Annotated in this window: 21 protein-coding genes, 1 tRNA gene and 1 pseudogene; 14 read left to right on the top strand and 9 right to left on the bottom strand. The window is 61.3% G+C overall.

Features of this window, described 5'->3' with window-relative positions:
- Nucleotides 1–27 precede the first annotated feature (27 nt).
- From RZS28_RS04030 to RZS28_RS04055, 6 genes and pseudogenes are all read left to right on the top strand, one after another.
- Nucleotides 28–867: a hypothetical protein gene (locus RZS28_RS04030; RefSeq protein ID WP_407339953.1), complete on the top strand. Its 840-nt coding sequence runs from the start codon at nt 28–30 to the stop codon at nt 865–867.
- Nucleotides 868–1033: 166 nt separating this feature from the next.
- A complete protein-coding gene (locus RZS28_RS04035; protein ID WP_407339955.1) occupies nt 1034–1285 on the top strand; it encodes a hypothetical protein in 252 nt (83 codons plus the stop codon).
- 30 nt (nt 1286–1315) lie between these two features.
- A complete protein-coding gene (locus RZS28_RS04040) occupies nt 1316–1663 on the top strand; it encodes a hypothetical protein (RefSeq protein WP_407339957.1) in 348 nt (115 codons plus the stop codon).
- Nucleotides 1664–1763: 100 nt separating this feature from the next.
- Nucleotides 1764–3734 (top strand): hypothetical protein, encoded by a 1971-nt coding sequence (locus RZS28_RS04045; protein WP_407339959.1) that lies wholly within the window; start codon nt 1764–1766, stop codon nt 3732–3734.
- A 395-nt stretch (nt 3735–4129) separates the two neighbouring features.
- A complete protein-coding gene (locus RZS28_RS04050) occupies nt 4130–5395 on the top strand; it encodes a hypothetical protein (protein ID WP_407339961.1) in 1266 nt (421 codons plus the stop codon).
- 159 nt (nt 5396–5554) lie between these two features.
- A pseudogene (locus tag RZS28_RS04055) lies at nt 5555–6556 on the top strand (recombinase family protein); the annotation flags it as partial.
- A gap of 3 nt (nt 6557–6559) precedes the next feature.
- On the opposite strand, the gene RZS28_RS04060 reads toward RZS28_RS04055, so the two are convergent.
- The 4 genes from RZS28_RS04060 to RZS28_RS04075 all read right to left on the bottom strand — a co-directional run bounded on the left by RZS28_RS04060 (nt 6560) and on the right by RZS28_RS04075 (nt 8501).
- The gene (locus RZS28_RS04060) at nt 6560–6928 is read right to left on the bottom strand and encodes a hypothetical protein (RefSeq protein ID WP_407339963.1); all 369 of its coding nucleotides are present in this window, start codon (nt 6926–6928) and stop codon (nt 6560–6562) included.
- A 205-nt stretch (nt 6929–7133) separates the two neighbouring features.
- Nucleotides 7134–7210: transfer RNA gene (locus tag RZS28_RS04065), tRNA-Met, on the bottom strand.
- Between the two features lie 206 nt (nt 7211–7416).
- A complete protein-coding gene (locus RZS28_RS04070; RefSeq protein ID WP_407339964.1) occupies nt 7417–7857 on the bottom strand; it encodes a DUF3574 domain-containing protein in 441 nt (146 codons plus the stop codon).
- A gap of 65 nt (nt 7858–7922) precedes the next feature.
- On the bottom strand, nt 7923–8501 hold the full coding sequence (locus RZS28_RS04075) for a hypothetical protein (RefSeq protein ID WP_407339966.1): 579 nt from the start codon (nt 8499–8501) through the stop codon (nt 7923–7925).
- A 399-nt stretch (nt 8502–8900) separates the two neighbouring features.
- On the opposite strand from RZS28_RS04075, the gene RZS28_RS04080 reads away from it, so the two are divergent.
- The 5 genes from RZS28_RS04080 to RZS28_RS04100 all read left to right on the top strand — a co-directional run bounded on the left by RZS28_RS04080 (nt 8901) and on the right by RZS28_RS04100 (nt 18371).
- Nucleotides 8901–10109 (top strand): DUF459 domain-containing protein, encoded by a 1209-nt coding sequence (locus RZS28_RS04080; RefSeq protein WP_407339968.1) that lies wholly within the window; start codon nt 8901–8903, stop codon nt 10107–10109.
- A gap of 483 nt (nt 10110–10592) precedes the next feature.
- Nucleotides 10593–13919 (top strand): carbamoyl-phosphate synthase large subunit, encoded by a 3327-nt coding sequence (gene carB, locus RZS28_RS04085; RefSeq protein ID WP_407339970.1) that lies wholly within the window; start codon nt 10593–10595, stop codon nt 13917–13919.
- 276 nt (nt 13920–14195) lie between these two features.
- Nucleotides 14196–14669, top strand: coding sequence for a transcription elongation factor GreA (greA, locus tag RZS28_RS04090; RefSeq protein WP_407339971.1), 474 nt, complete (start codon nt 14196–14198; stop codon nt 14667–14669).
- Between the two features lie 452 nt (nt 14670–15121).
- Nucleotides 15122–16063: a family 2A encapsulin nanocompartment shell protein gene (locus tag RZS28_RS04095; protein WP_407339972.1), complete on the top strand. Its 942-nt coding sequence runs from the start codon at nt 15122–15124 to the stop codon at nt 16061–16063.
- A complete protein-coding gene (locus RZS28_RS04100) occupies nt 16050–18371 on the top strand; it encodes a family 2A encapsulin nanocompartment cargo protein cysteine desulfurase (RefSeq protein ID WP_407339974.1) in 2322 nt (773 codons plus the stop codon). The genes RZS28_RS04095 and RZS28_RS04100 overlap by 14 nt, the downstream gene beginning before the upstream one ends.
- A 193-nt stretch (nt 18372–18564) precedes the next feature.
- Here the strand turns inward: RZS28_RS04100 and RZS28_RS04105 are convergent, their stop codons facing one another.
- Together RZS28_RS04105 and RZS28_RS04110 are read right to left on the bottom strand one after the other, a co-directional pair.
- A complete protein-coding gene (locus tag RZS28_RS04105) occupies nt 18565–19155 on the bottom strand; it encodes a TetR/AcrR family transcriptional regulator (protein WP_407339976.1) in 591 nt (196 codons plus the stop codon).
- A 593-nt stretch (nt 19156–19748) separates the two neighbouring features.
- Complete coding sequence (locus RZS28_RS04110) at nt 19749–20312, bottom strand: phospholipase D-like domain-containing protein (RefSeq protein ID WP_407339978.1); 564 nt, start codon at nt 20310–20312, stop codon at nt 19749–19751.
- 178 nt (nt 20313–20490) lie between these two features.
- Between RZS28_RS04110 and RZS28_RS04115 the strand changes: the two genes are divergently transcribed.
- Nucleotides 20491–20733, top strand: coding sequence for a hypothetical protein (locus RZS28_RS04115; RefSeq protein WP_407339979.1), 243 nt, complete (start codon nt 20491–20493; stop codon nt 20731–20733).
- Nucleotides 20730–20942 (top strand): hypothetical protein, encoded by a 213-nt coding sequence (locus RZS28_RS04120; protein WP_407339981.1) that lies wholly within the window; start codon nt 20730–20732, stop codon nt 20940–20942. The genes RZS28_RS04115 and RZS28_RS04120 overlap by 4 nt, the downstream gene beginning before the upstream one ends.
- A gap of 9 nt (nt 20943–20951) precedes the next feature.
- Here the strand turns inward: RZS28_RS04120 and RZS28_RS04125 are convergent, their stop codons facing one another.
- From RZS28_RS04125 to RZS28_RS04135, 3 genes are all read right to left on the bottom strand, one after another.
- Entirely contained in the window at nt 20952–21329 is a 378-nt protein-coding gene (locus tag RZS28_RS04125; RefSeq protein ID WP_407339983.1) for a DUF779 domain-containing protein, read from the bottom strand.
- Between the two features lie 110 nt (nt 21330–21439).
- Nucleotides 21440–22960, bottom strand: a complete 1521-nt coding sequence (gene adh, locus RZS28_RS04130) for an aldehyde dehydrogenase (RefSeq protein WP_407339985.1) — start codon at nt 22958–22960, stop codon at nt 21440–21442.
- 296 nt (nt 22961–23256) lie between these two features.
- Entirely contained in the window at nt 23257–24228 is a 972-nt protein-coding gene (locus RZS28_RS04135) for a bifunctional enoyl-CoA hydratase/phosphate acetyltransferase (protein WP_407339987.1), read from the bottom strand.
- A 531-nt stretch (nt 24229–24759) separates the two neighbouring features.
- Here RZS28_RS04135 and RZS28_RS04140 point away from each other — a divergent pair.
- Nucleotides 24760–26076, top strand: a complete 1317-nt coding sequence (locus tag RZS28_RS04140) for a cytochrome-c peroxidase (protein WP_407339989.1) — start codon at nt 24760–24762, stop codon at nt 26074–26076.
- Nucleotides 26077–26084: the final 8 nt, after the last annotated feature.

Raw genomic sequence — 26084 nt, forward strand, 5'->3', positions numbered from 1 at the left:
ACATCGAAATTTTGAGAGGCAAAAAAAATGAGCAGCGACTGTGGCAGCAATAGAGGACGGCTCCGCGATGCGCAGAAGTCCGTGGCGCGGGCGGAAGAGTTGTTGAGCGCGAAGCAGGCCGCGCTCGCGCGGGCGCGGACGCGCCGGACGGCTTTGCTGGGCGATCTTGAACAGGTCCAGCTTGACGATTTGGTCGAGGCCAAGCGATTGGCCGAAGCGTTTTCGCAGGGCGCGGAGCCGACGTTGAGAGCCGGCCGAAAGACAAAGGCCGATCTGGAATCCCAGGCGTCGCAGTTAGACGCAGCGATCAGCGTCCTTGACGCCGAGGTTAACGACGCTGAGCGGGAGCTGACTGAAGCAAAAGATTTGGTTGCGAAAATGGCGGAAGCGATCGCCGAAGATTATATCGAGAAACGCCTGGCTCGCGCGATGGCGCTGCGCGACGAACTCCTGGAAATTGCCGCCGAACTCACAATTGGAAAGCGCTACCGCATTCAAGTTCCTGGGCTGTGGAATTTCCTGTTGGTGCTCGATCACGAATTCTCGCCCCGCGATCCGAAACTGATCCGGGCGAGCGCATTGCTGCGCGCTTGGATCGGCGAGCTCGAACATGATCCGGCGGCGCAGCCGAGCGTCGCGAAGGCGATCAGCCTTGAAGAGGCTGAAGCCGCGGCGCGGGCTGCGGCCGAGGCCAAGGCGCGCGCGGCGGACGAAGCGTGGCGGGCCGAGTGTGAGGCGCGGCGCAAGGCCGAGGCCGAAGCCGAGACGGAAAGACAAATACGCATGCAGATGCACTGCCCCGTCGAGCCGATTGAACTCGACATCGGGGCGTTGCTTGTCGAGAATCTGCCAACGACGGTGAATTAACAAAGTTTGGCCTGTTGGATCGTCCGGGCCGAAGCGCGCAGCCAGAGGTCGCGCATAACGCTGGCAATTCGCGAGGGTTTTCCTAAACGGCCCTTGAGCGATGCAGAGTTGGGCGTGCAATAGCGTCCAACTCTGTCCTTTTCCTTCAAACGACAAAGGAAACCACATGATTAGAATCTCCTCGGTGCAAGACGCTTTGCTCGCCGCCGCGTTGCGGAGCTTCACCGCTTACGAGGCGCTGAATTTGACGCCGCCTCCCGCTTCCGATCTCCCGCCTGGCGTTCCCGCCGTACAGCTTTTCAAACCCGATGTGGCCGGAGCTGACTACGAGTCGCGAGCGGCGACGGAATTGGCCCTCGCCGGCCGTAAATTCGCTAATGAACTGTTGGCGATGAAATTCCCGCCCGATCTCGGCTGACCATCTCTCAATCTATAAGGAGCGCGCCATATGTCGAAGCGAACTAAAACTATTGTGTTGGAAGAATCGGTTGTTTTGTTCGACAAGCGTCTGACTGAAATCACAATCCGCGAACCCACTTGCGCGGAATTCATAAGCATCGGGGAGCCGCAGATCTGGGCGCGAAGCGCTGATGGCGGAATTTTCGTTGTGGAGCAACCGGCGGCCATCAAGGCGTACCTTGATCATTGCTTGTTGATCGAAAACGGCTCGGCGGCATTCTCGTTGCTGTCGCTGCGGGACGGCAAAAGCATCAAGGGCGCGCTTCTCGGTTTTTTTACAGAGGCCGAGGCGACGACGCCTTCGAGCGACGTTGGGCCCAACTCGTCTTCGACTTGAAAGTTTTAAATCCGATCGAGGCGGCCGACATGGGCGTGAGCGAATTTGAGACCATCTATGGCCTAGCCGCGCGCTGGGCGGAGCGAAAGGCGAAATCGAAATGACCGGCAAGATGCTCGATGCCAAGCTCACCATTTCCGCCGACGATCGGACGGCTTCGGTCTTCAAAGACATCGAAGCCCGCGTCAATCGAATCGCGACCGCAATGAATTCAATTGGCCGCGTCGGCTCGTCCGTGAATGGCGTCTCGCGGGAAGTGGACAAAGCCGCGACGGCCGTCAATTCAATGGAACGCGCCTTTTGGCAAGTGACGGGCGAGATCCGCCGCGCGGAGCGGCAAGTCGGCGGCCTTGGCCGCGCGATCACCGGCCTCGGCGGCATTGCCAGAAGTGTCGGCAGCGTCGTTGGCGGCGCGCTGGGGTTGGACATGGTGGGCGAAGCCGCAAAGGGCGTCCGGGCGAGCGCCAACGTCGAGACGGCGAAGGCGCGCCTCGCGCTCGCCGGCGCGCCTGCGAAAGATATAGCGGCGGCAGATGCGGCGAGCGGCGAGATCATGAGAAAGTACCCGAACCTCTCGCATGCCGCGATCCTCGATTCGTATAGAGAATTGCGATCCGTCGTTTCTCACCCGGACGAAGCGTTGCCGCTTTTGGACTTTGTCTCGAAAGTCAAAAGCACCATGGAGGCGGCCGGGGGCAGCTCCGAGCATCTCGTCTACGCAGAAAAGGCGGCCGAGAAACTCGGCAAGGCGAATGACCCTCAACAATTCAAGAACTTCCTCGAGGCCGCGTTGAAGGGCCAGCAAATTCTTGGGGTGACCTCCGATCCCGAGGACATGTTGACAGCCGCGCGTGGGGCAAGAACCGAAGGCATGCTGCTTTCGGACCGCTTCTTGACGACCACAATGATCTCGCTGAACCAAGCCCTGGGCGCGCCAGGAACCGGCAAAGCGCTCGCAAATTTCGGCAAGGTCGTCAGTGGCGCGGGGTTGCAAAATAATCACAGCGCACTGTTAGAGTGGAAAGCGCTCGGCTTTCTAAAAGACAGCGACTTCACAAAAACAAAACACGGCGAGTTGAAGGGTTTGAAGCCTGGTCACAACATTCGCGGTTATAAAAAGGCGATTCGGGATCCGGATAAATTTCTTTACGAGGACATCCTGCCCGAAATGGTCAGGCAGGGCACGGTCGATCCGATTGAGCAGGATGCTCGGCTACAAAAAATGTTTCCGGGTAGCACGGCCGCCGGCATATTGAGCGAATTACGCGGCAACCGGCAAATGTTCGAAGGCCACGCGCAGCAATACGAAAGGGGCATGGGAGCTGAGGGTGGTAAATACCTGATGCAACATGATCCAACCGCCGCGCTTACCGCGTCTATGACGGCGTTGGAAAATGCAATTGCTACCCAGCTCGCTCCGCTGGTCGGACCCTTCACGGCCGCGTGCGCCAGGTTCACCGAATTTCTCGGCGCGTATTCAAAAGCACGAGATGAATTTAATAAGACCCACCCGCACGCCGCGCCATGGGTTGCGGCCGGCGAGAGCGTCGCCGAGATTGGCGCGGGCGCATATGTCGGAAAAAAGATCCTTGAGGGCGGCCTGCGCGCCGTCGGCCTGGGCGGTCGGACGGCTGCGGCCGGCGGAGCTGAAGTGGCCGGCGCGGGCATCCTTGGCACGCTAGGAGCGATCGCGACTTCGCCGCTTGCCCTCGCCGGCGGGATGCTTGTCGCCTCGACGACGCCGGCGCTCGCGGGCGAGGATGAGCGCGGCCGCCAGTTAAGGCTACAGGCCACTGAAGGCGCGAAAAGTTTTGACGCCTTGAAGGCGGCCGACGTCGGGCGAGTATCGCCGGGGCTCTTGGCTTTTGGGGTCGGCGGTCCAGGGGCGGCCATGCCGACGCGGCTCGAGGGCGCTGCGGACATCAATCTGAAAATTGAGGTCACCGCCGACACGGACGCGATCGTCCGGCGCGTCGAGCAAAGCATGTCGGCTTTCGGCGCGCTGCGGAGCGGGACTGGCGTCTCCATGCCGGAGGCTTCGCCCGGCGGCGGCTCCGGCTCGAGTCGATGAGGTGTGATAGCGATGGACGCTTCCAATTTTCCACCCTCATACGCCGAGGCTTTCGATCGCCTACAAAAGTGTCGGCCGCGGGGCGTCGACGCGACGCGGCATGCGCAGGCTGTCGATGACGCTCGGGCCTTTCTTGGCGAACGTGGCTATCAGGCATGGCGCGCCGGATGGACTGCGGCGGATCTCTTTGACGAGCAGCGGCCGGAGTCTCTTGGCGGGCTTGTCTGGCGGCTTGCTGGCGCGCGGGTGGTTTATTTAACGCCGCATGACGCCACGATACAGCGCGGGCCGACGTCGATGAGCGTGGTTCGCAGGACTCGCGCTTCGGTCTCGCAATCGCCAGCCGAAGCGGAACGAGCCGTTGTCTTCGCTCGATTCGATGACGAGGACTTCTGATGACGCGGCTTTCCCGTTGCGAGCTTGATCGGATCAAGGCGGAGCATCCGCTGGACTCTTTCGTCGAGAAGCATGTGCGGCTCGGCCGCGCCTCCGCGAAAGGCATTCGCGCCGGGCAGTGCATCTGCACCCCGAAGAAAGGCCGGAGCCCGCTTTGGGTCAATGTGACGAAAGGGAGCTGGGGCTGCAAATATGGCGGCTGCGGCGGCGATACATTCACCTTCCTCGAGCAATTCGAGGGGCTCGACTTCGCCGCCGTGCTCGCCCTGCTTTTCGGCGGCGAGGCGGTCAGCGATCCAGCGACGGCGGCGCGGCTCGAAACGGAGCGGGCGCAGCGGGTAGCCGAACGCGAGGCCCGCGCGGCGGCTTTGGCGGAAGAGGAGCGACGCAAGGCCTATGATATGTGGCGCTCGGCTGGCCCCGTCGATGGCACATTGGTCGACGCCTATTTTATTCATCGCGGACTCGCGCCCGTGCGCTCCAAGGCTTTGCGCTTTGCAGCTGATGAGCCCTATTGGCTCGCGCCCGACGAAGAGGACGCCAGGCCGGAGATCATGCATCGCGGGCCTTGTCTCTATGCCGCGATCCAAGGGCCCGATAGCCGTTTCATGGGACTGCATCGGACCTGGCTCGATCCGCGCCTCGGGACGGCGGATATGCCGCGCGAGGCTTCCGGCAAGGCGCAGATCGCCGCGCCGGACGGGACGCCGCTGGTCTCGAAAAAGATGCGCGCGGGCAAGCAGGGCGGCGCGATCCGCTTGCATGAATTCGGTCCGGGCCCGGGCGAAAAGATATTTTTGGCCGGAGAGGGGATCGAGACGGTCGAGACGGTTTTTCAGTCCGCGAGCCGGGATCTCCTCGGCGCATTCGGCAAGAATCGCAATTATTGCGCCTGGGCGGCCGGCGATCTCGGCAACCTCTCCGGCGCGGGGCTTGGGCCCTCGACGCCGCATCCCAAGGGTTTGCGGCTGCGCGTGCCCTCCGATGAGCCGGACCCTTCAGCGCCAGGGCTTATGCCGCCGCGCGAGGCGGAGGCCGCCATCCTGCTCGGCGATTCGGATAGCGACCCATTTGTGACGCGGGCGCGGCTCGCCTGCGCGCAAAAGCGATGGGCGCGCGGGGGATGGCCGACGGGGATCTTCATGGCCGAGGCGGATATGGACTTTAACGACATGATTCGCGCTTGGTCGCCAGAAGTGGAGGAGCGCTCTGATCCCCTTCGCGGCGCGAAACAGGTCGGCGAGCCTTGGGGGTTGCACTCCTAAAATGCGCCGCGCCCCAGCTCTTCCCAAAGCCGCAGACGAGCGCCCTATCGATCCACGCATGATCGAGCTCGTTAGGGCCCTTGCGCGTCAGGCGGCGCGGGAGGATCATTGCCGCGCGATGGCGGATCTGGCCGCTCGACGCACTGGCGATGTGAAAAAATGAAAGCCGTCATTTACGCGCGATTTTCAACGGACCTTCAGAATGAGAAATCCGTTGAAGATCAAATACAACTCTGCCGCGATTATATCCAAAAAAGGGGCCTGACCTTGGTCGGGACCTATGAAGACAAGGCGCGCTCCGGGGCCTCGATGTTCGGCCGGGACGGCCTTCTGACGATGATGGAACGGTCACGGACCGGCGCCTTTGACGTCGTTGTCGTTGAGGCGCTTGATCGTCTTTCGCGCGACATGGAGGATCTGGCTGGCATCCATAAGCGCCTGACTTATGCGGGAATCGAGCTTTGCGCCGTCCATGAGGGTTTGGCCGACACTGTAACGGTCGGTCTGCGCGGCCTGGTCGCTCAGCTTTATCGCGAGGATGGCGCAAAAAAGGTCAGACGGGGCATGGCGGGCGTGATCCGCGATGGACGACACCCCGGTGGCCGCGCCTATGGCTATAGGCCAATCGCCGGCAAGCCCGGCGAAATGGAGATCATCGAGGATGAGGCGGCCGTGGTGCGCCGCATCTTTAGCGATTATGCGGCCGGGGCGACGCCGCGCAATATAGCCGGCTCCTTAAACAGGGAAGGAATCGCGCCGCCGCGGGGCCAGCTGTGGAACGCGTCGACGATCAATGGATCGCGACAGCGCGCAAATGGCATTCTTCAAAACGAGCTTTATGCAGGCAAAATCGTCTGGAACCGCGTGAGGATGATCAAAGACCCGGATACGGGCAGACGGGTATCGCGGCCAAACCCGGAGGAGGAATGGCAATTTGCCGAAGCATCCCACCTCAAAATCCTCGACGATGGGATATTGGCGGCTGTCAAGGCAAGGCGCGGCGCACGACGCGGCGAAGCGCCGGAGAAAAGCAGGCGGCCGAGACGTTTGCTCTCAGGGCTGCTGAAATGCGGATGCTGCGGTTCCGGCATGGCGATTCATGATCGCGACAAAACCGGCAAGACGCGGGTGCGCTGTTCGGCTTTTCGCGAGAGCCGCTCCTGCTCACATGCTCGCGTCTATTATCTCGAGGAAATCGAGCGCGTCACAGTGGATGGCCTCCGCGCCGAATTGCGTGACCCGAGAATGATTTCGGAATTTGCTAAAACCTACCATGCCGAGAGAATCAAGCTGGCTCGGGAAGCGATCGCCATGCGCGCCAAGATGGAACGACGGCGGGACGAGGTTGGGCGAACGCTGACGCGCTTGGTCGACGCGCTCGCGGAGGGCCGCGTCAAAATAGGCGCGATTCGGGACCGCCTCTTGGACCTTGAAGGCGAAAAGGAAAGGCTCGATGCAGAGCTTGCGGACATGCCGGAGCCGATCGACGCCGTGGCGCTGCATCCGATGGCCGTGGCGCGCTATCTCAGCCAAATCGATCAATTGTCGGCGGAGCTGAAGTCCAATGCAGATTTTCAGGCTGGGTCAACGGCGGACTCATTCCGCGCACTGGTCAACAGCGTGATTGTGCACCCGGTCGCGCCTCGCGCACCTCTTGACATAGAGCTTAGAGGCTATCTGGCAGAGCTGACCGCCGAGCCAAAATTCCCGCCTCACGGTCGCTATAGTGGGTTTGCGGTGGTAGCGGAGGAGGGACTCGAACCCCCGACACAAGGATTATGATTCCTCTGCTCTAGCCGGCTGAGCTACTCCGCCCCAGTATAACTCAAACGAACTGCGCCGAGGCGCTCGCGATATAGGCATGAGGCGCATTTGTGTCAAGCAACCGCAGCCTCGGGCAAGCGCGCCCGCCGACGCCTTTAAGCGCCCTCGAAGCGCCAAGCCGCCGAGCGCGTTTTCGAGCGATGGGTTGCCAAGTTCCGCGCGATCCCCCGTCGCGCCCCGAGCGGGCCGCCGAAACTTCAAAAGGAAACGCATGACGACCCATCGACGCGCATCACCGATTGCTGCTTGAACCGCCTTTTATAGGCCGTGCGAATTGCTTCGATCTTGGCGTCCGACGCTGAATCGGGTTCGTGCCAGATCAGCAGCAGGCGCGAAGGCTCGCGGATCAGGCCTCCGGACTTGGCGCGCCATTGGCCATGGCCCTCGAAGACGCTCAGCCCATCCGGAAAACGCGGCGTGACTTCTTTCTCGATGAAACGCGCGAAATCGCGCGGACCAACCTTGCCGCCCTTGAAACTCGCGCCGAACAAGAGCTCCAGTCGCGCCATAGGCTTCGATCGGGCGGGACAATCGGACGAGAACTGCGATGCGGTTTCCGCCCAGGCGGGCATGGACGCAGCTATGAGCAGCAGGGGGATCGCCCTTTTGGCGCACGGGATCCAAAGCGGCTGTTTCATTATCGGTCCAGCATCAAGGCCTTGGTGAAATCCACTCGGCGCGACTCGATCTCAAACCTCAATGTCTAATCGACGTTCTTTCGAAATTCCTCAAGCTTGGAGCGATAGCCTTCGGCGTCGCCATATTCCAGAAACTTCAGATAGCGCGCGTGAGGATCGCGGATGCGGAGCGCGTGCTTTATAGGGCACCAATGCTGCTCGGTTCGACCGGCGATTTCCCGCGCGTAGGAAATGACGCCATTCGCATAGCCGCAAAAGGCGCAGTTGATCGCCTCGATCAAGTTCAAATAGCTCAGATGATGCCGGTCAATGACGACATATTCCGACCGCGTGACGCGGGGGATGCCATAGGCGCGGAAGCAGATGTGCTGGTAAACTGTGACCCAAATGTCCAGCAGGGCCAGCGGCGCCAATAACGAATAAATAACTGGCGACGTCAACAAATTGAGCGCCGGAGTCTCCTTGAAAAACTGGAGCAGGCCCATTCGAAGACGGCGGTGCCGCGCGAGAACGTCCTGTTGGAATTCGGCGACGTTTTTCTTGAGAGTTGGGCCATAGAGCTTGCGCTCCTTGTCAACTTCCTTTCCGAGCTCGTCCTCAAGATCGCGAATGCGGGCCAGGATCGCGGCAATCTGTTCGTTCATAAGATTGAGCTTTCAAGCTGGAGGAAGGCTGCGATGGGCCGTTGTTTCATATTCTGAAAACGGAAAACAGAGATCGGCTCGATTCCGTCATAATAGAGACCTTGACGGCGGAAACCTTCAAAAGACTATGCCCGCTCCAACTTAGCCCATAGATTAGCCTGATAAGCCGCAAGCCAGATAAGGGTGGCCGCCCGCGCCGCCTTTTGTCGCCACGTTGATCTGGTTCGCGCAAATTGGCGGAGCTCAGCCTTCGCCATAGGTCGGGGGATGCGCTGGCGGCGATCAGCGTTTATATTGGTTCGGATGATGAGAAGGGTCGGAGCAAAAAACCTGGCGCGGCCGCGACGGCGCGCCGCCGGGCGAGGCCCATGGCGATGGCCTCTGCTGCGGTTGGCGGCCGTGGCCATTCTGCTGAACCTCGCCGGAGGATCGGCGGCGCTCGCGCAGGCCGATCCTTTCGGCTGGTTCACGCATTTGTTCCAGCCCAATGCGCCTCCGAGCCACGTGATGAAGCCGATCCGGCCGAGGTCCGAAATTCATCGCGCCGCGCCCAAGCATTATTCGGCGCGGCCAAGGACGAATTTCCGAGCGACAGACAAGGCTGACGATAAGGCGGGAGACAAGCAGGCGGATAAACCCGCGGTCGCGCCCTCGTATTTCGTCGCCGTTCTCGGCGACAGCCTTGGGCAAATGCTGGCGCAGGGGTTGAGCGAAGCCTTCGCCGACCGGCCCGAGGTCGCGATCCTGCACAAGGCGAAGGAAAACAGCGGCTTGGTCCGCGACGACTTCTATGATTGGACGAAGGCTGCGCAGGACTTGCTCGCAAGCGGGGAAAAAATCGATTTCGCGGTCATGATGATCGGCAGCAATGACAGGCAAGCTCTGCGCGACGCCAACGGCAGCTACGAGCCGCGTTCGCCCCAATGGGAGGAGGCCTATGAGCGCCGGATCGAAACGATCGCAGCGATGTTTCGCGACAAGAAGATCCCGCTCGTTTGGGTCGGCCTGCCCGTATTGAAAAGCGAGCGGCTCTCCGCGGACGCCTCCGCCTTCAACGAATTCTATCGTGAAAACGCCGCCAAGGCGGGCGCGACCTTTGTCGACATCTGGGAGGCTTTCGCCGACGATTCAGGCCAGTACAGCCCCAATGGTCCGGATCTCAACGGCCAGATCGTGCGCCTGCGCGCGTCCGACGGCATCCATTTCACCAAGGCCGGCGCGCGCAAGCTCGCGCATTTCGTCGAGCCGGAAATCCGTCGAAATCTCGAGGAAGTCCTGCCGCAGCCTAATCCCGAGATTGCGAACCTGCCGCCGCCCGGCGACGCTGCGCCCCCGCAGAGCGAGCCGGCTGGCGAAACCCCGGGCGAACCCGCGGTCGAGCCTGCTCCAGCGCCGCCCGTAAAGCCCATCGCCGGCCCGATCCTACCGTTGACCGGGCCGGTTCTCGCCCCCGGCGGCGCGCTCGCCACGCGCATGGAAACGCCTCGACCACCGGCCGACAAGGCGCGGGTTCGCATCGATCAAAGCCTGCAAAAGGGACAAGCGCTCGATCCCAAGCCTGGCCGGTCGGATGATTTCGCCTGGCCAAGGCCCGCCCAACCGAACTGAGGCGTCGAAGCCCGGTCGACCCCGCGCCGTCCTTTGCCCGGCCCAACGAATTTCCCCACGATCTCGGGGGAAGCGCTCATGGCGGAGGCGAAGAACCCAAAATAATCGCCGGGTTCACAATCGCGGGATTCTCGTCTAGAGCATTCGCGACTTCCATCCATGCTCAACGCCCGCGCGGGCGGCGGAGCGAAAGTAAAGCCTAAAGCCAAGAGCGCCTTCCAGGCGAAAGGGAAACGCTCCAGGGAGTTGCCTGAAACGCGAACCAACCCCTGTTTCGAACCTTTGACGTAAGGACGCGCTCCGGCAGCGAGACCATGTCCCGAAAAAGTCGCCCGGCTTTTTTCGATCAGGACGTGCTCCAAGTCTTTGAATTTGAGCGAGTCCTTACTGATCAAAGATTCATTTTGATCAGGGCGCGCTCCGGCGCGGCCTTTTTTTGCGCGCCGAAATTGCAACACCCGCCGCGACGGGGAAAGAGACTAAATGCCCAAGCGGACCGACATAGAGACTATTCTTATCATCGGCGCCGGGCCGATCATCATCGGCCAGGCTTGCGAATTCGATTATTCCGGGACCCAGGCTTGCAAGGCGCTGCGGGAGGAGGGCTATCGGATCGTCCTCGTCAACTCCAATCCGGCGACGATCATGACCGACCCGGACATGGCGGACCGCACCTATGTCGAGCCGATCACGCCGGAAATCGTCGCCAAGATCATCGCCAAGGAGCGCTATGCGCGCCCAGGCGGTTTCGCGCTCTTGCCGACCATGGGCGGCCAGACGGCTTTGAATTGCGCGCTCTCGCTCAAGAAAATGGGCGTGCTGGACAAATTCGACGTCGAGATGATCGGCGCCAGCGCCGAGGCGATCGACAAGGCGGAAGACCGCGAGCTCTTCCGCGAGGCGATGACGCGAATTGGCCTTTCGACTCCGCGCTCGCACCAGATCAAGACCTTGAGCCAGGCGCTGTCGATCCTCGACGACATAGGTCTGCCGGCGATCATCAGGCCGTCCTTCACCATGGGCGGCACCGGCGGCGGCATAGCCTACAACAAGGCCGAATTCATCGACATCATCGAACGCGGGATCGACGCCTCGCCGACAAGCGAGGTCCTGGTCGAGGAAAGCGTGCTCGGCTGGAAGGAATTCGAGATGGAGGTCGTCCGCGACAAGGCGGACAATTGCATCATCGTCTGCTCGATCGAAAACATCGATCCCATGGGCGTCCACACCGGCGATTCCATCACCGTGGCCCCTGCCCTCACCTTGACTGACAAGGAATATCAGATCATGCGCGACGCCTCGCTAGCGGTGTTGCGCGAGATCGGCGTCGAGACCGGCGGCTCCAACGTGCAATTCGCGGTCAACCCGGCCGACGGCCGCATGATCGTCATCGAGATGAATCCACGAGTCTCGCGCTCTTCGGCGCTGGCCTCGAAGGCGACCGGCTTCCCGATCGCCAAGGTCGCGGCGAAGCTCGCGGTCGGCTACACATTGGACGAAATCGCCAATGACATCACGGGCGGCGCGACGCCGGCTTCGTTCGAGCCGACGATCGACTATGTCGTGACAAAGATTCCGCGCTTCGCCTTCGAAAAATTCCCCGGCGCCGAGCAGATCCTCACGACCGCCATGAAATCGGTCGGCGAGACCATGGCGATCGGCCGGACGTTCGCGGAAAGCCTGCAGAAGGCGCTGCGTTCGCTTGACACTGGCCTCGACGGTCTCGACGAGATCGAGATCGACGGCCTCGGCCTCGGCGACGACAAGAATGTCCTGCGCGCCGCCTTGGGGCGTCCGACCCCCGACCGCCTCCTCGTCGTCGCGCAGGCGCTGCGGAACGGCATGACTCCAGAGGAGATCCATGAGGCGTGCAGCGTCGACCGCTGGTTCATCGAGCGTCTTCAGGAAATCCTCGACCTCGAGGCGAGGGTTCGCGCCCATGGCCTGCCCGACGACGCCGCCAATCTCCGGCTTCTGAAGGCCGCGGGCTTTTCCGATGCGCGGCTGGCTTCGCTCGCGCGTGCGCCAAGAGCCGAAGTGACTGCGTTGCGCAAGCAGCTTGACGTGCATCCCGTCTACAAGCGGATCGACACATGCGCGGCGGAATTCGCCTCGCCCACCGCCTATATGTACTCCACCTACGCGCCGCCTTTCGCCGGGACCCCGGCCTGCGAGGCGCGCCCCACCGCGCGCGACAAAATCGTGATTTTGGGCGGCGGCCCAAATCGGATCGGGCAAGGCATCGAATTCGACTATTGCTGTTGCCACGCCTGCTTCGCCTTGCGCGAGGCGGGCTTCGAAACCATCATGATCAACTGCAATCCAGAGACGGTCTCGACCGATTACGACACCTCGGACCGGCTTTATTTCGAGCCGCTGACGCCCGAAGACGTGCTCGAAATCCTCGCCAAGGAAAACAGCGCCGGGACGCTCAAGGGCGCGATTGTCCAGTTCGGCGGGCAGACGCCCCTGAAGCTCGCCCATGCGCTCGAGCAGGCGGGAATCCCGATCCTCGGCACGTCCGTCGATTCGATCGATCTCGCCGAAGATCGCGACCGTTTCAAACGGCTCCTCGACAGGATCGGCCTGAAGCAGCCGTTGAACGGGATCGCCTATTCGGTCGAGCAGTCGCGCATCGTCGCGGCCGAGCTCGGCCTGCCTCTCGTCGTGCGTCCGTCCTACGTGCTCGGCGGCCGGGCGATGGCGATCATCCGGGACGCGGCGACGTTTGACGATTACCTGCTCGGCACCCTGCCCGGCCTCGTTCCCTCCGATGTCAAGGCGCGCTATCCGAACGACAAAACCGGGCAGATCAATACTGTCCTCGGCAAGAACCCTTTGCTGTTCGACCGTTATTTGACGGACGCCGTTGAAATCGACGTCGACGCCCTTTGCGACGGCGAAGACGTCTTCATCTGCGGCATCATGGAGCATATCGAGGAGGCGGGGATTCATTCCGGCGACAGCGCCTGTTCGCTGCCGCCGCGCTCGCTGGCGCCCGAAAAGATCGCCGCGCTCGAAAGCCAGACCCGCGAACTCGCCCTGGCGCTGCGCGTCGGCGGGCTCATGAACGTGCAATATGCGCTGAAGGACGGCGAGATCTATGTGCTCGAAGTCAATCCGCGCGCAGCGCGGACTGTGCCTTTCGTCGCCAAGGTCATTGGCGCGCCGATCGCCAAGATCGCGGCGCGGATCATGGCGGGCGAAAAGTTGCGCGACTTCGGCTTGCAGCCGATGCGTGGCGACCACGTCGGCGTGAAAGAATCAGTGTTTCCCTTCGCCCGTTTTCCGGGCGTCGATACGGTGCTCGGCCCAGAAATGCGCTCCACCGGCGAGGTAATCGGCCTCGACCGTTCCTTCGCGGTCGCCTTCGCCAAGAGCCAGCTCGGCGGCGGCACCAAAGTGCCGACGAAGGGCGCCGTCTTCGTGTCGGTGCGCGACGCGGATAAGCCGCGCGTGCTCGAAACCGTGAAATTGCTCTCAGGCCTCGGCTTCAGGATCCACGCCACCGGAGGAACTTCGCGCTATCTCGAATCCGAAGGCGTTCAAGCGCAAAGGATCAACAAAGTGTCCGAAGGGCGCCCGCATGTTGTCGACGCGATCAAGAATGGCGGGATCCAGCTCGTTTTGAACACGACCGAAGGGGCGCAGGCTTTGGCCGATTCGCGATCGCTGCGCCGCGCCGCCCTCTTGCATAAGGTCCCGTACTATACCACTCTAGCTGGAGCGATCGCCGCCAGCGAGGGAATCAAAGCCTATTTGGCGGGCGATCTGGAAGTCCGCGCGCTTCAAGACTATTTCGCCGCCTGAGGTCCATTTGGACCAAAATAGAGCGGCAAGGGCGTCATATCGGCATCCCCGAGCGCGCCTTTGTGAAACCAGACCACTTGCAGCGGGTTTCATGAAGGTGTCTCATAATCCCTGGAGCCTTTTTGGCGCCTTTGACGCGATGGGGCGCTTTGCAGCCAGCCCGGCGCGTCGACCTAGGCCAAGCGAAGCCGACGAGCCGGGCGCGACCAGAAATTGCGTCGGGCGGGTCGCCTATTTCATTAGTCGAGACGAACGAAGACGTGAAAGAGAATCAGCATGGACAAGTTCCCCATGACAGCGGCCGGCCATAACGCCCTCGAAGAGGAGTTGAAGCGGCGCCAGCAAGTCGAGCGGCCACGCATCATCCAGGCGATTGCGGAGGCGCGATCGCATGGCGACTTGTCCGAGAATGCGGAATACCATGCCGCCAAGGAAGCCCAGTCCCTCAATGAAGGCCGCATTGCCGAGCTAGAGGATAAATTGTCCCGCGCCGAGGTCATTGACGTGTCGAAGCTTTCCGGCACCACGATCATGTTTGGCGCGACGGTGACGCTGGTCGACGAAGACACCGAGGAAAAGAAAACCTACCAGATCGTCGGCGAAAGCGAAGCCGACGTGAAAGCGGGACGGGTCTCGATCACCTCGCCGACGGCCCGCGCCTTGATCGGCAAGAAAATCGGCGACTCGGTCGAAGTCAACACACCCGGCGGCGGCAAGAGCTACGAAATCTTGAACGTCGCTTTTCAATAGCGAATGGCGGAGCGCGGCGACGGCGGCGCGTTTTTTGAAGCTGCGCGGTCTATAGCCGGACCGCGCTCGCTCTCACGAACAACAATACCGTGAAGCTTGCGGCGGCGTAATTGCGCCCCCACGCCGTCTCAGCTCCCGTAGAACAGCGGCGCTGACGAAGGGGAATCCACCTAATCTCTATTTGCGTCAATAAGAGGGATCTTCTCCGTCCCTCATCAAAAGCTGAGCTGTGAGGCGAAGCTCGCGAAGCCAAAAGTGGCCTACAATGGTAAAATATATAACTAAAATAGATTTAGTGCTTCTAGCAAATCTTTATTGGTCTTATAGATTTACTAATATACTTAGCAATAAATCAAAAAAGAATGATTTTCTCCTTGTTCAATGCTAGACGACCTTCAGCTTGAAGTCAGGAATCGATTTTGAAGCCTGAATCGAGATAAGGAGGTGTTGAAATGCCTGATGAAGTCGAAGCTCGCATGACATTAGGCGAGCCGGCCGCCCGCCAACTTGCCAATGCGACGAAGACTCGGGCGCAAATGCTGGCGATCACGCCGCGCTGGCTGATCTCCTTCTTGCCTTGGGTGCCGGTCGAAGCCGGCATCTACCGGCTGAACCGGGTCAAGGAAAGAGAAGGCTTGGGCGACGTCGAATGCAGCCCGAGCTGGGAGCGAGACGCCGACCTGCCGGAAACCTTCGTCGACTATGACCCGGCGCCGCGCGAATATTTCCTCAACGCGGTGACCACGGTTCTCGACGTCCAGACCCGCGTCTCGGACCTCTACAACCAGCCCTATGACCAGATCCAGGAGCAGCTGCGCCTGCTCATCGAGAAGGTCAAGGAGCGCCAGGAAAGCGAGCTCATCTATAACGCGGATTACGGCATTCTCACCAATACCGCGCCCTGGATGAGAATAAGCGCGCGCCGGGGCCCGCCGACGCCCGACGATTTCGACGAATTGATCTCCAAAGTTTGGAAAGAGCCGGCCTTCTTCCTCGCGCATCCGCGCGCCATCGCCGCTTTCGGCCGCGAATGCACGCAGCGCGGCGTTCCGCCGCCAACCATCAACCTGTTCGGCACGCCGTTCTTGACCTGGCGCGGGATTCCGCTCGTCCCCAGCGACAAGCTGAAGATTGCCGACTCCGGCAATGGAACCGGCAAGACCACCATCCTGCTCATGCGCACGGGCGAAAAGAAACAAGGCGTCGTCGGACTCTTCCAACCCGGCGTGCCGGGCGAAGTGACGCCGAGCCTTTCGGTTCGCTTCATGGGAATCAACCGCAAGGCCATCGCCTCCTATCTGATCTCGCTCTATTGCTCCTCCGCGATCCTCACCGAGGATGCGGTCGGCGTGCTCGAGAATGTGGAGATTGGTCACTATTATGAATATCCCTGATCCGCGCCATGCAGCCGCCACCGCGCCGGTTGCAACCCCGCCGGCCCCCCAATGGGGGGGCCAAGCGCCCTCGGTCATCGATCCCGGATTGATCGCGCATTTGGCGAACGCCTTTCTCAACGCCGCGCCCGGGCAAACCGTCGATCCGCAAGCCCTGGCGAATTTCGGGGCCGCGCTGGAGCGTCCGCCGTCCCCGCCGACATCCATCCGTACCCGGGGTCGCCGCCGCCGCGCCGGCGACAAGCGCGCCCGGCGTTCAGTCCATTCCCTTCGTCACCGAATTGCCCGGCCGGCCCACCGAGGCCGCGCGGCCGACGCAGCATGTTCCCGCCGCCGGCCTCGCCACGGGCGTCACAGGCTTCCCGCAGGCGCCGCCGCCGCGCCTCCTCCTGTAGCCGGTTTTGCAAGCCCTTCGCCGGAAAAAGGCCAGGGATCGGCTCAGACGGCCCCGCAAGGTTTTTTGAGCGAGGCCGATCTTCGCGCTTTGCCGCAAAGCCTTGGGCCGCTGATCTCGCTCGCGCCGACCACATCGCCGTCCGGGTTTTCTCCCGCAGGGTTTTCGCACGGCTCCGTCCCGAGCGCTTATCCGGGGGGCCAGAGCGACTCCCTTTATTTCCTCAACGAAGCCGGACTCTCGGCGCCGCCGACCACCCTGCCCGCTTCGGCTCCGGCCTCCCTTGGCTCCGCCGCCTGGCCAGGGGCGGAGGCGCCGGGCGCATCCTTCATTCCGCAGCCGCCAAGCCAGAGCCTCCTCTTCGGCGCGCCTGCCGCCCCAGCGCCTTCAATTGAGCAAAGCCCGGTGTTTCCCGCAAATTTCCCGACCGAGACAGAGCTGCAGCCGCAGGGCCTCGCCGAATCGGGCGCGCTCGGACCGGCACTGGCTCCCGCCGGATTTTCCCACGAGTCTACGCCCTTGACCCGTCCGGCGAGCGGCGGCGAGTCCTTATATTTTCTCAATGAAGCGCAAGCCGCCGCCGCGCCCGCCGCCACAGCGAACGGGACGACGCCGCCGCAACTCGCGCCCGTGACGCCGGAGCTTCAACCTTTGCTCGCGCCGGAATTGCTTTCGGGAACGCGCGCCTTCGACGCCTATTCGATCAAGCAGGACTTTCCGATCCTGCGCCAGCAGGTCCATGGCAAGCCGCTGATCTGGCTCGACAACGCCGCGACGACGCAGAAGCCGCAGGCGGTGATCGACCGAATTTCCTATTTCTACGAGACCGAGAATTCAAATATTCACCGCGCGGCTCATGCGCTCGCCGCCCGCTCCACCGACGCCTATGAGGCGGCGCGCGAAAAGGTCCGCCGCTTCCTCGGCGCGGGATCGTCGAACGACATTGTCTTCACGCGCGGCGCGACCGAAGCGATCAACCTCGTGGCGCAAGCCTGGGGCCGCCGCAATGTCAGGGAAGGCGATGAGATCGTCATCACCTGGCTCGAGCACCACGCCAATATCGTGCCCTGGCAGATGCTTTGCGCCGAGACCGGCGCCGTCTTGCGCGTCGCCCCGGTCGATGACAGCGGCCAGGTGCTGCTCGACGAATATACGAAGCTGCTCGGGCCGCGGACGCGGATCGTCTCCTTGCCGCAGGTCTCGAACGCGCTCGGCACGGTGACGCCGGCGCAGGAAATGGTCGCGATCGCGCATCGCCATGGCGCCTGCGTCCTCCTCGACGGCGCGCAGGCCGTGTCGCATATGCCCGTCAATGTTCAGGCGCTCGACTGCGACTTCTATGTCTTTTCCGGCCACAAGGTTTTCGCTCCGACCGGCATAGGCGTCCTTTACGGCAAGCCTGATGTGCTGGCGGCGATGCCGCCCTGGCAGGGCGGCGGCAATATGATCGCCGACGTCACCTTCGAGAAGACCATCTATCAGCCGCCGCCGGGGCGGTTCGAGGCCGGCACCGGCAATATAGCCGACGCGGTCGGGCTCGGCGCGGCGATCGACTATCTCGACCGGATCGGGATGGGAAATATCGCCGCCTATGAGCATGAGCTGCTCGGCTATGCGACGCAGGGCCTTCTCGGCGTGCCGGGCCTCACCATCATCGGGACGGCCAAGGAGAAAGCCGGCGTCATTTCCTTCGTGCTCGACGGCTGCCGCGCCGAGGACGTCGGGGCGGCGCTCGACCGGGAAGGCATAGCCGTGCGCGCCGGACATCATTGCGCGCAGCCGATCCTGCGCCGGTTCGGACTCGAGGCGACCGTGCGTCCGTCGCTCGCGCTCTACAACACCTATGAAGACATAGACGCGCTCGTCGCCGCCCTGCATCGCATTCAGACGCAGAAAACCTATCGCGCGCGGTAGGCGGTAGAGCGAAGAAAATGCGATAAAAAAGACCTGGGGCATTTTCGAAAAATGCTCCAGGCGTCGCCGCCCGATCACGGCTACACGCCCAGCGCTTCTCGCGGCGCGAACGGCCGCTCCGTTGACATACTGAACCTAAAGGCGCGGCGCCGTCGCGCGCGCCACGCACCCTCAATCAGGACAAATCAGGCTCTTATGCGAGCGCGGCGAGGCAAAAATCGATCATTTGATCGGTGGTTGGCTCAGGGTCTTGCGCGCATTCCACCATCAGCCGCGGATGACAGTAGCGGATGCAGGCGCTGCGGACGAGGATTGCCGCGAGCTCCGCATCGCCCGCCTTAAACTCGCCGGCCGCCATGCCCTGCCTGATAATTTGCGCCAGAATTTGGTCCATCTTCTCATAGTGCTCATGGGTGATGGACCAATTTTCATTGTGGGCCGTCTCGAACAATTCGTGCAACTTCCGATCGGAAAGGAAACGGCGCGCGTTCAGGTCCTCTATGGACGCAATTAAACTCCGCAGGGTCTTGCTGGCCGGTCCTGAAGATCGTGCAATTTTTTCCGCGGCGGCTTCGATCTCACCGAAAATCCTGCGGCAGACAGCTGCGTTGATCTCGGCTTTGGCTGAGAAGAACCGATAAACATTGGCAGGCGACATTCGCAACTCACGCGCTATGTCGGCGACGGTCGTCTTTTGAAAGCCGACCTCCTGAAACAAGCGCTCGGCGACGCCGATAATGTCTATTTGCGTATCGTTCTCTTTAACAGCAGTCGAGTTTTTCATTCCGTTGCAATCCAAAAGGCTAGGGGGACAAATAGCGCCGATATGGCCAATCACCGATTGGTATATTAGTTGAGATTAATTGAATATTAACAATCATGTTACATCTGATAATTAACATATTTTATCTGTAATTTAGCAGCACTTAAACGCCGCTCATGACGCAATAACTGGCTACCTTTACATCGGAAGCGTGACGGCGTCCACATCAAACCGATATTCTCAATCCGCTAAGGACTTAAAAACTTCGCACTATGCCTATGGTCTTCCGTCTTGCGCCTGTTCGCTATTGTTAGTTGTAGAAGGTCGCGGCTTATCGCCATAGCCGCAATCAGCCTTGCACAGAATGCCTGAGAACTTAACGAATTGCGGCGCACAAGAATCTCCGACAAGCGCTATACATTTGATACAAAAGCACTTTTTGCGTGACCCTCGCTCAATACGCAGTTCGTGCATTTCATGCACAATGCACGAACTGCGTCAGTCTATCTGCCCTTTGCACGAATTGCGTAAGGCTCCCCGCCATTGCTCTGGACCGACTACGCTCTTTGTCAAAATTGGGGCAAGAAGACAGATCTTCGGCGTTCCCTTTTGGTTCAGCGCCGACGCGGCGACATGTCACGGGTCAAGGAATCGCTCCGCGCAAAGATCGCCTCGAAATGGCGCGCGAAGGCCGCCGCCGCCTCCGGGCTCTCGATGACGATGAGATCATTGTCCTGCCGCTTCAAGCCTGAGGCCGAAAAATTGGCGGCGCCCGTCCGCACCAATCGGCCGTCGACCTGATAGCTCTTGAGATGCATCAAGGGCGCGCCCGGCCGCTTGAATCGGATTTCGACCCCTGGATCTGCGACGAGGTCCTCGAAAGGCTGGGTGGGGTTGCGCTCGCCGATGCGGCCGCTGTCCATATAGATGCGGACCCGGACGCCGCGATCGGCGGCGCGCGCGAGAGCCTCCATCACAGGCCAATCGGTGAGGACATAGGCGGCAAAGTCGATGCGGCTGTGCGCCTGATCGATCAGCGCGACATCGATGCGCTCGAGATTTTCCGTCGGCGCATAATGAATGGCCGGCGCCTGTTCGGCGAGGCATCCGGCGAGCAAGGCGAAGAAAAGGCCGGCGCCCATATAGATGCGGCATAAGGAAATGCGAAGGAAGAACATACACGCTCATTGAAATCTGGATGCCAAATTTCAACTAATAGGCGAATCTTTCCCGAATCCTAACGCCGGGACAGCGACGTTCCGTCAATTTCGGCTCCCCGTACTTGTCCCTTGCCCGCGACGCGCGACATAACAGGCGCCTGAAGGACGGTTCACTCGATCAAGAAGGGATGACGCCATGGCTCGCAGCCTCCGGAGCGAACGCCAACTGCTCAGCGCGGAAGAAGCGGCCCTTGTTGAAAACACGCATCATCCAGCTGTGGGGTCCTTATCCGACAAGGATCTCGCCGAGCTGCGCAAGCTTGTGCGCGAGCGCCGCGACCGCAGCCAGCAAATCGCCGCGCGCCAGCGCCGGAGTTGCGCGGCAAAGCCGCCCCTCGGGCGACCCGCGCGGCGACCGACGACACCGGCACGCGAATGAAGAGAGATTTGCTCGCCGCCGCTGTGCGGCGGCTGAACAAAGAGGCTGCGCGCCGCGAAGCAAAGGCTGCTCGCGAGGCTTTGATCAGCGGCGCCAAGCGCGCGCTTGAGCTTCGCCGCGCGAATGAGGGAAACACGGCCCGCCCCGCCTCCGGCCGCACGCCCAATGACGGCTTCCGCGCGAAAGGCGACGCGAGACAAGCGCCATGACTTTCATTGTCAAGCCACGCGGGGCCTGGCCGCGCTGCGAAGGCCCGCAAGCTCGGCCTCGTTGAAGACGCGGCTGCGCGTCAAGAACCGCACGCCTTCTGGCGCCTCGACCGAAAAGCCGGCGCCGCGGCCGGCGACGACATCGATAATGAGTTGCGTATGCGACCAGACCTCGAATTGCGCCGCGCCTATATAGACCGGGCAGCCGGCGATCTCGCCAAGGAAAACGTCGCTCGGCCCGGTGCGAAACTCGCCCGCCGGAAAGCACATTGGCGAGCTGCCGTCGCAGCAGCCGCCCGATTGATGAAACAGCAGAGGACCATGCGTCTCCGCGAGGAGTCCGATAAGCTCCAAGGCTTTCTCGGTCGCAATGACGCGCTCGACCATCAAACAATCTCCTGGTTTGGAAATGACATCGGGCCAGCGCCGACGGCGCGTCCGCCCGATTGCAGTTTTAGCGATCTCCAAAGAGCCTCTTTCGATCGAAGTTTAAATGCTCAAAAGAATCCGAGCGCTTTGGGGCTGTAGCTGACCAGCATGTTCTTGGTCTGCTGATAATGGTCGAGCATCATCTTGTGGTTTTCGCGGCCGATGCCGGATTGCTTGTAGCCGCCGAAAGCCGCATGGGCAGGATAGAGATGGTAGCAATTGACCCAAACGCGTCCAGCCTGGATTGCGCGGCCGAAGCGATAGGCCCGCGTTCCATCGCGGGTCCAGACGCCGGCGCCGAGTCCGTAAAGCGTGTCGTTGGCGATCGCCAAGGCTTCTTCATCGTCCTTGAACTTGGTCACCGAAAGGACCGGCCCGAAAATCTCCTCCTGGAAGATCCTCATCTTATTATTGCCTTCGAGGATCGTCGGCTGAACATAGAAGCCGCCCGCGAGATCTGGCCCGACATCCGCCCGCGCGCCGCCGGTCAGGACCTTCGCGCCTTCCTGGCGGCCGATATCGAGATAGGACAGGATTTTTTCGAGCTGATCATTGGAGGCTTGCGCGCCCACCATGGTCGCCGGATCGAGCGGGTTGCCCTGCTTGATGGCTTTCACCCGCGCGACGGCCCGCTCCATGAAGCGGTCGTAGATCTTCTCATGCACAAGAGCGCGCGAGGGGCATGTGCAAACCTCGCCCTGGTTCAGCGCGAACATGGCGAAGCCTTCGAGCGCCTTGTCGAAGAAGTCATCGTCCTGCGCCGCCACATCCTCGAAGAAGATGTTGGGCGATTTGCCGCCGAGCTCCAAAGTCACCGGGATGATGTTGTCGGAGGCGTATTGCATGATGAGCCGGCCCGTCGTCGTCTCGCCGGTGAAGGCGACCTTGGCGACCCGCTTGCTTTGCGCGAGCGGCTTGCCCGCCTCGACGCCGAAGCCGTTGATCACATTGAGGACGCCAGGCGGCAGCAGGTCGCCGATCATATCGACCAACACCATGATGCTCATGGGCGTCTGTTCGGCGGGCTTCAGGATGACGCAATTGCCGGCGGCGAGCGCGGGGGCGAGCTTCCATACCGCCATCAGCAGCGGAAAATTCCACGGGATGATCTGCGCCACAACGCCGAGCGGCTCGTGGAAATGATAGGCGACCGTATCATGGTCGATTTCGCTGAGGCTTCCCTCTTGCGCCCGCAGGCATCCGGCGAAATAGCGGAAATGGTCCACCGCCAAAGGAAGGTCGGCGGCCTTGGTCTCGCGAATGGGCTTGCCATTGTCGATCGTCTCGACCAGGGCCAGCGTATCGAGCTTCTGCTCCATGCGATCGGCGATGCGCAGCAAAAGAAGCGAGCGCTCAGCCGGCGACGTGCGCCCCCAGGCTTCGCGCGCGGCATGCGCGGCGTCGAGCGCCAGTTCGACGTCTTCGGAGCTCGAGCGCGCGACGGTGCAAATAACATGGCCGTCGATCGGCGAAATATTCTCGAAGGTCAGGCCCTTAGCGGCGGGGACCCATTTCCCGCCGATGAAATTGTCGTAATGGGGCCGGATGGCGACCTCATGGGCGATGTCGGCTAGGATCTTGTCGACCATTGTTCCCTCCCTTGGCAGGTTTAGGATTTTCGTTGGGTCTTCTGCGCGAAAGCTGCAGCGCTGATCAGCATTGCGCAGCCCGGGCGCTCCTCCTTGACCTCAAGAAAAATTCTAGCACCAAATCGGCGCCTGAGAAGAAAATGATTGGCGCGCCGCTCTCGCTGCGCCGCAGCGCGCGTGCGCATGAAAAACGCCTCGCGGCTAGGCTTTGTTGACCATTGCTAGAGGATAGTCGGAAGCATCCTGGATTGCGCCAGATCCTCGGCTCGAACAGAACTCCATCGGCGCGCCCACATTCATCCCGGCCCGTCGGTCAGCGCGAGCTTGGCTGAATGCGCGGCTTTGACCCGCTGGGCGTGGGCGTAGAGCGCCGCCACCGCGCAGCTCGCCATCCGCGCGCGCAGACTGTCCGCCCGGCTCGTCAAGATGATCGGCGCCCGGGCTCCGAGCACGATGCCGGCCGTATCCGCATTGGCGAGGAAGATCAGAACCTTGGCGAGCATATTGCCGGCCTCGAGGTCGGGGACCAGCAGAATGTCGGCGTCGCCCGCGACCAAGGACTTGATATTTTTCGTCTTGGCGGCCGAAGGGCTGATCGCGTTGTCGAACGCCAGCGGGCCATCAAGAATCCCCCCGGCGATCTGGCCGCGATCGGCCATTTTGCAGAGCGCCGCCGCGTCGATCGTCGAAGGAATTTTGGAATTGACCATTTCCGCCGCAGACAGGATCGCGACCTTCGGCTCCTTGATGCGAAGCGCGATCGCGAGATCGATGGCGTTTTGAACGATGTCGGCCTTGTCGTCGAGGGTGGGGAAAATATTCACCGCGGCGTCCGTCACCAACAAAGGTTTAGGATAGGTCGGAACATCCATGATGAAGACATGGCTGATCCGCCGCTCAGTCCTGAGCCCGGTCTCCTTGCGGACCACCTCGGCCATCAATTCATCAGTATGCAGGCTCCCTTTCATGAGCGCGTCCGCTTCGCCGGCGCGAACAAGTTCGACGGCCTTGGCGGCCGCCGCGTGGCTATGCGGCGCGTCGATCAGCCGAAATTTCGAAATGTCCAGGCCGAGCGCCGCGGCGAGCGCGTCGATTTTCGCCTTTGGGCCAACAAGGATCGGCTCGATGATATGCGCCTTCGCGGCTTCGACGGCGCCCCGCAGCGACGATTCATCGCAAGGATGGGCGATGGCGGTGCGGACCGGCGCGAGCCCATGACAAAGAAAGATCAAGGCGTCGTATTTCTCGTGCGCGCGGTCTTCGGTCATGCTCGACGCTCCATTCGTTTCGAAGGCAGGAAGGCAATGGACATTCTCCGCCGTTGATTGGATTTGAATAGGGCGGAGGCCGTCAAGGCGGGGAGACGAAGCGATCCGCCTTAAGAGGTGAATTTACATTTTCATCCGAGTAGATAGAGAGCGACGGAGTCTCCTACGTTTTCATGACGCATGAACTTCAAGCCGCGCCGCGCCGCAGCAATTGGACGCATCCGTCACGGCCTCTTCATCGAGCGACGCTAAAGTTCGAGGAACCATCTTCCGCCAGCCGGAGTTATCTAGCTCAAGAAGACCAACGGGGGATTCGCTGAAGCGATTTCGAGTAGAGGCTCGCGTGCGGCGGGATCGCCCTGGTTGGGGATGCGAGCCGATGCGCCGAAATCGCTATTTCTTCGCATCCGCCAAAAAATGTTTCGATACGCACGCGCCGAGCCTGACGTCAAAACAAAAAATATAATGGTTGTGGCGTTGCGCGATCGTAAAAGCTAGTATGTTGACGCATAGGAAGCTGGGGAGGCGGTTATGCTGACTTCGCGTGCGATGTTGATCGCCGCTTTCGCGGTCGCAGCGGCCGTAATCGGCATTCTCGCGGTGACGATCAACTTTACCCCAAGCCCCCCGCCGCTCGAGCTGAAAGCCGCCGAAAACCACACGCAGGCGAAACCCGCTTTGCCGCTCGGCGTGTCGCCGCAACTCTACGCGATCGCCGTGCCGCACAGCCGAGAACCGACGCCGGAGCTTATCGCTCTCGGCGAGAAATTATTCAAGGACAAGCGCCTTTCCGTCGACAACACTGTCGCCTGCGAAACCTGCCACGATCCGGCCAAGGGATTTACTGACCACCGCGGAAACAGCGCGACCTCGGCGGGCGTGAAGGATCAACATGGCCAGCGCAACGCGCCGACCGTACTGAATGCAATGTTCCAGTCTTCGCAGTTTTGGGATGGCCGCTCGGCCACGCTCGAGGACCAGGCCAAGCTTCCAATCCTCAATCCGGTCGAAATGGGCCAGAAAGATCCCGAGGATGTCGTCGGGAAAGTGCGTAAGATCCCTGAATATGCGCAGGCGTTCAACGCGATCTACGGCAACAATGGCACGTATGATGAAATCGCTTCCGCCATCGCCGCGTTCGAGCGGACGCAATATTCCGGCAATTCGCCTTTCGACCGTTTCTTGGCCGGCGACCAGCAGGCGATCAGCGATTCGGCCAAGCGGGGCTGGGAGCTGTTCCAGGGCAAAGGGCGCTGCAGCGCCTGCCATGCGGTCAATACAGTCTCGCCGCTTTTCTCGGATCAGAAATTCCACAATATCGGCATCGCCGCGCATAAGCAGGATTTCGCCGCGCTCGCGCGCAAGGCCCTCGCCATCTTGAAAACCGGCGATGCGAAGCAAATCGACGAACTCGCCTTGCAGACAAACTATTCCGAGCTCGGCCGGTTTCTGGTGACCAAAAACCAAGCCGACATCGGCGCATTCAAAAGTGAGACCTTACGCAATATCGGGGTCACCGCGCCCTATATGCACGACGGCTCGCTCGCTAGTCTGTGGGACGTGATGGACCATTACAACAAGGGCGGCGTCCCCAATCCATTCCTCGACGGGGGCATGCAGCGCCTGGGGCTCAGCGAAGCCGAAATCGACGACACGGTCGCCTTCCTCTTTACGCTCACCGACGACCGGTTCGCCGATTTCAACAAGACGGAACTGGCTCGGCAGACATCGCTCAAGACGAATCGGACACAGCGCGAGACCGATGTCGCCGAAGGCAGGAAGGGCGACCTTGGCGACATAGGAACCAATCCGGATCTGCGCAACCCGGCGACGATCGGCGCCTTTTAGGAGAGAAG

Origin of the sequence: Methylocapsa polymorpha, assembly GCF_045689225.1 — a bacterium.
Lineage (GTDB): Bacteria > Pseudomonadota > Alphaproteobacteria > Rhizobiales > Beijerinckiaceae > Methylocapsa > Methylocapsa polymorpha.